The organism is Pseudomonas sp. RW407, from assembly GCF_003176655.1.
Classification (GTDB): Bacteria; Pseudomonadota; Gammaproteobacteria; order Pseudomonadales; family Pseudomonadaceae; genus Pseudomonas; species Pseudomonas delhiensis.
On sequence record NZ_QGSL01000106.1, the window covers coordinates 1,208,505 to 1,213,544 of the forward strand.

At 69.6% G+C, this 5,040-nt stretch carries 5 protein-coding genes and 1 riboswitch; all 5 genes read right to left on the reverse strand.

All coding sequences use genetic code 11. The annotated features are described in order from the left end of the window. Positions 1-79 precede the first annotated feature (79 nt). Entirely contained in the window at positions 80-1,171 is a 1,092-nt protein-coding gene (gene zapE / locus DK254_RS22180; protein ID WP_109935496.1) for a cell division protein ZapE, read from the reverse strand. 52 nt (positions 1,172-1,223) lie between these two features. Beyond that, entirely contained in the window at positions 1,224-2,507 is a 1,284-nt protein-coding gene (gene eno / locus DK254_RS22185) for a phosphopyruvate hydratase (RefSeq protein WP_109935497.1), read from the reverse strand. A 40-nt stretch (positions 2,508-2,547) separates the two neighbouring features. Continuing rightward, the gene (cfa, locus tag DK254_RS22190) at positions 2,548-3,708 is read right to left on the reverse strand and encodes a cyclopropane fatty acyl phospholipid synthase (RefSeq protein ID WP_109935498.1); all 1,161 of its coding nucleotides are present in this window, start codon (positions 3,706-3,708) and stop codon (positions 2,548-2,550) included. Continuing rightward, positions 3,705-4,127 carry a hypothetical protein gene (locus DK254_RS22195; RefSeq protein ID WP_146219625.1) on the reverse strand — a complete coding sequence of 141 codons (423 nt, stop codon included), beginning with the start codon at positions 4,125-4,127 and terminating at the stop codon, positions 3,705-3,707. Before DK254_RS22195 ends, cfa begins: the two co-directional genes overlap by 4 nt. A gap of 130 nt (positions 4,128-4,257) precedes the next feature. Continuing rightward, positions 4,258-4,323: riboswitch (Fluoride riboswitch) on the reverse strand. Positions 4,324-4,366: 43 nt separating this feature from the next. Beyond that, positions 4,367-5,040 (reverse strand): dihydroxy-acid dehydratase (locus DK254_RS34585; protein WP_218281434.1); only part of this gene is annotated, 674 nt, incomplete at its 5' end.

The window sequence follows — 5,040 nt, forward strand, 5'->3', positions numbered from 1 at the left end:
GCGTCCGCGATAGGCACCGACCACGCCGGACGCCCCGGTGGCACGGCCAACGGCGGATAACCGCGAACGGTTATTCGCCCTACGGTGCATCCGCCGCCACCAGCGGCACCGGCGTCATCTGCCGCAGGCGGCTGAGGGTGCGCTCGAAGTCCAGGGTGGTGCTGCCGCCGGCCAGCCGTTCCAGCGGCAGCGTGGCGTAGAGCTGCAGCTTCAGGCGCTTGTCGTAGGCGATGTCGATGAAGTTCAGGAAGCGCCTGGCGACGTCGTCGGGGTAGTCCTGCAGCGGTTCCAGGCCGCTGACCGCCAGGTACGGGAAGCGTTCGATCAGCCACAGGTAGTCGGCCGCCGAGTGCGGGCGTTCGAACAGTTCGGCGAAGTCGAGCCAGGCGTGGTCGTCGTCGTGGGCGCGCACGCACAGCGGGTGGTGGTTGACCTGCAGCACCTGGTCGAAGCGGGCCTGCGGGCCCAGGCCGAAGCGCTCGCGCAGCGGCGCCGGGTCGTCGGCGGTGGCGGGCCACAGGTAGCTGCCCCAGGCGTCCAGCGGCGTCAGCCGGCGCCGGTAGTCCTCGCCGTTGTCCAGCGCCAGCACCTCGAAGCGGCTTTCGATCAAGCCGACCACGGGGCGCAGGCGCTCGCCGTACAGTGGGTCCGCGCACAGCCCGGCCGGCGGGTAGTTGGAGGTGCACACCAGGCCGACGCCGCGGTCCACCAACTGTTGCAGCATCGGCCCCAGCAGCATGGCGTCACCGATGTCGTGCACGTGGAATTCGTCGAAGCACAGCAGGCGGGTTTCCCCGGCGATGCAGCGGGCGCTCTTCGCCAGCGGTTCGGCCTGGCCGGCGAAGGCCTGCAGGCGCGCCTGCATTTCGTCCAGGAAGGCGTGGAAGTGCACGCGCCGCTTGGCCTGCAGCGGGGCCGCGGCGAAGAAGGCGTCCATCACGAAGCTCTTGCCGCGGCCCACGTCGCCCCACAGGTAGACGCCGGCGGTGGGTTTGTGGAACCAGGCGTGGCGGGCCTGGAGGAAGTGTTCCAGCCAGTTGGCCAGGTGCTCGATGGCGTGTTGCTGCTGAGGGTCGGCGCGGTAGCCGCGCTCCTCCAGGGCCACCCGGAAATGCCGGAGGATGCGTTCGGCGATCGATTCCGGGGCGGCCAGACGGTCGGCGGCGCTCATGCTTCACCTCTGCTCGGGTGGCGCGGGGGCGCGAGGCGCCCCTTTGCCCCTTTTAGTGGACGAAGGCCTGGCGGCCGGCATAGTGGGCCGTGCCGCCGAGCATCTCCTCGATGCGCAGCAACTGGTTGTACTTCTCCACCCGCTCGCCGCGGCAGGGCGCGCCGGCCTTCAGGTGGCCGGTGCCGAAGGCCACGGTGAGGTCGGCGATGAAGCTGTCGACGGTCTCGCCGCTGCGGTGCGAGACCATCGCGCCCCAGCCGTTGTTGTGGGCCAGCAGCACGGTGGTGCGGGTTTCGCTGAGGGTGCCGATCTGGTTGGGCTTGATCAGCACGGCATTGGCGGTGCGTTCGCGGATGCCGCGGCGGATGCGTTCGGCGCTGGTCACGAAGAGGTCGTCGCCGACCAGCTCGATGCGCTGGCCCAGCGCCTCGGTCAGGCGCTTCCAGCCTTCCCAGTCGTCCTCGGCCAGGCCGTCTTCCAGCACCACGATGGGGTAGCGTTCCACCCAGTCGGCGTACAGCCCGATCATCTCGTCGGCGTCCAGCAGGCGGCCTTCGCTGTGCAGGCGGTAGAAGCCGTTCTCGTAGAGGGCGCTGGGCGCCGGGTCGATGGCCAGCTGGACCTGCTCGCCGGGGCGGTAGCCGGCGGCCTCGATGGCTTTCATCAGCAGGTCGAGGGCCTCGGCGTTGTACTTCAGCGGCGGGGCGAAGCCGCCTTCGTCGCCCACCGAGGTGGAGAAGCCCCTGGCCTCCAGCAGGGTGCGCAGCTGCCGGTAGATTTCCGCGCCCCAGCGCAGTGCCTCGCGGAAGCTGCCGGCGCCGGAGGGGACGATCATGAATTCCTGGAAGTCGGTGCCCTGCCAGTGGGCGTGCACGCCGCCGTTGAGCACGTTGAACATGGGCACCGGCATGCGCCTGGCCTGGTCGCCGCCGAGGTAGCGGAACAGCGGCATGCCGGCAGCCGCCGCCGCGGCGCGGGCCACCGCCAGGCTGACGCCGAGGATGGCGTTGCTGCCCAGGCGCGCCTTGTTCGGCGTGCCGTCGCACTGCAGCATCGCCAGGTCGACCGCCGTCTGCTCGCTGGCGTCGTGGCCGCGCAGCAGCGGGGCGATTTCGCTGCGGATGTTGTGTACCGCGCGCAGCACGCCCTTGCCGGCGTAGCGCGCCGGGTCGCAGTCGCGCAGTTCCGCCGCCTCGTGCTTGCCGGTGGAGGCCCCCGAGGGCACCGAGGCGCGCCCGCGGGCGCCGTCCTCCAGGGTCACGTCGACCTCCACCGTGGGGTTGCCGCGGGAGTCGAGGATTTCCCGGGCGTCTATCTGCTGGATCAGGATGGCCATGCCGCTCTCCTTGGTTCGTTCGAATGCATGAGGGGGCCCCTCACAACTGCGGGCGCAGGTAGCCGCCGGCCACCCCGCGCCTGGACAGCACCCACTGCCACAGCTGGATGTCGCGGGCGCGGAAGGCGCCGGCGCAGGACAGCAGGTAGTAGCGCCACATGCGCCGGAAGCGCTCGCCCAGCGCCGAGAAGCGCGGCCAGGCCGCTTCGAAGTTGGCGTGCCAGGCCATCAGCGTGCGGTCGTAGCAGGCGCCGAAGTTGTGCAGGTCCTCGACCACGAAGAGGCCGTCGGCGGCGTCGCCGAGCTGGCCGATGGAGGGCAGGTCGCCGTTGGGGAAGATGTAGCGGTCGATCCACGGGTCGGGCCGCCCGTGGCGGGTGTTCTTGCCGATGGTGTGCAGCAGGAACAGGCCGTCGTCGGCCAGGCAGCGCTGGGCCACCTGCATGAAGGCGCGGTGGTTCTTGTGGCCGACGTGCTCGAACATGCCGACGCTGGCGATGCGGTCGAACCTGCCGGTCAGGGTGCGGTAGTCCTGCAGGCGGAACTCCACCGGCAGGTCGCGGTAGCGGTCGCTGGCCCAGTTCGCCTGCTCCTGGGACACGGTCACGCCCACGCATTCCACGCCGTGGTGCTGGGCGGCATAGGCCATCAGGCTGCCCCAGCCGCAGCCGATGTCCAGCAGGCGCATGCCCGGCTCCAGCCGCAGCTTGCGGCAGATCAGCTCCAGCTTGGCTTCCTGGGCCTGCTCCAGGGTGCTGGCGGTTTCCCAGTAGCCGCAGCTGTAGGTCATGCGCGAGTCGAGCATGGCCCGGTAGAGTTCGTTGCCCAGGTCGTAGTGGCGCCGGCCCACCTGCCAGGCGCGGCGGCTGCTCTGCAGGTTCAGCAGGCGGTAGCGCAGGACGTGGGCGAGCAGGCGCCAGGGCCGGACCTCCTGGTCCAGGCGTGCGCGCAGCAGGCGGTGGAAGAACTCGTCCAGGTGCTGCGCGTCCCAGTCGCCGTCCATGTAGCTTTCGCCCAGGCCCAGGCTGCCCTGGGCCAGCGCGCGCTCGAACACGCGCGGGCGCAGCACCTGCATGTCCCAGGGGCGCTGGCCGTTGATCTGGATGCCGGCCTTGTGCAGCAGGCCGGCGGCGAGCCGCTGCAGCTCCGGGTCCGGGCTGGGCTGCGAATCCGTCGACGGGGTTCCCAGTGTCTCGCTCATGTCGGGCTCCCCGTGCCGTCGACGATCGATGCGGGCAGGCGGTAGGGCGCGGGCGAGGACAGTGCCGTATCCCGGGCACGTCGCTCGGCCAATGCCTCCCGATAGAAGCCGACACGATAGATGCGCACCTCCAGGGCCAGGCTGGCGAAGCGCAGGCAGCAGTAGGTATCCCAGGCTTCGCGGGGCTCGGAGAAAACCAGGCATTGCGCGCCGCTTTCGACCAGCAGGGCGGAGCGCTTCAGCCCCTGGGTGAACAGCAGCCGTGCCACGTGCTCTTGTTGCTCGCGGGCGATCTGCGCTGCGGCGGGGTAGGTGATCTTCAGCAGTACGTGGTGCGCCGGAAGCGCCTGGAGAAATGCGTCCAGGTCATCGGAAACCAGGCTGGTCACCGACGATGACCACGCTGCGTCTTCATGCATGGGAGTGCCCACTTGTACCTCCAGGTGACGGAGCCAGCCGGTGCCGTACGGCGAAGCGAGGCTGGCGGGGGAACGACCTGAGCGAGGTGGGGCGGTAGATACGAAAATGCCTACCGCCCCCGCCTTCGCGGGTTCGGTAGGCATCATCAGCTGAACGTGTCAGCGGTTAACGGAGAATGCCATCTCCTGAGAGAACTCTATCACCGGCTTCCAGGCTTGCAAGGTGCCGGGGTGGATGTTCAGTCCTCCAGTAGCGCCCTGTTGCGTACTGCGCCCTTGTCGGCACTGGTTGCCAGCAGCGCGTAGGCCTTTAGCGCGCTGCTGACCTTGCGCGCGCGGGGCTGCGCCGGCTTCCAGCCCTTGCCGTCCTGCTCGACGCGGCGGGCGGCCAGTTCTTCGTCGCCGACCAGCAGGTCGATGCTGCGGTTGGGGATGTCGATGAGGATGCGGTCGCCATCCCGCACCAGGCCGATGGCGCCGCCGGCGGCGGCCTCCGGGGAAACGTGGCCGATGGACAGGCCCGAGGTGCCGCCGGAGAAGCGACCGTCGGTGAGCAGGGCGCACTGCTTGCCCAGGCCCTTGGACTTCAGGTAGCTGGTGGGGTAGAGCATCTCCTGCATGCCCGGGCCGCCTTTCGGGCCTTCGTAGCGGATGATCACGATGTCGCCCGGCTTCACTTCGTCGGCGAGGATGCCCTTCACCGCCGCGTCCTGGCTTTCGAATATCCTCGAGCTGCCTTCGAACACGTAGAGGGATTCGTCCACGCCGGCGGTCTTCACCACGCAGCCGTCCAGGGCGATGTTGCCGTACAGCATGGCCAGGCCGCCCTCGGCGGAGTAGGCGTGCTCGACGCTGCGGATGCAGCCGTTCTCGCGGTCGTCGTCCAGGCTCGGCCAGCGGGTGTTCTGGCTGA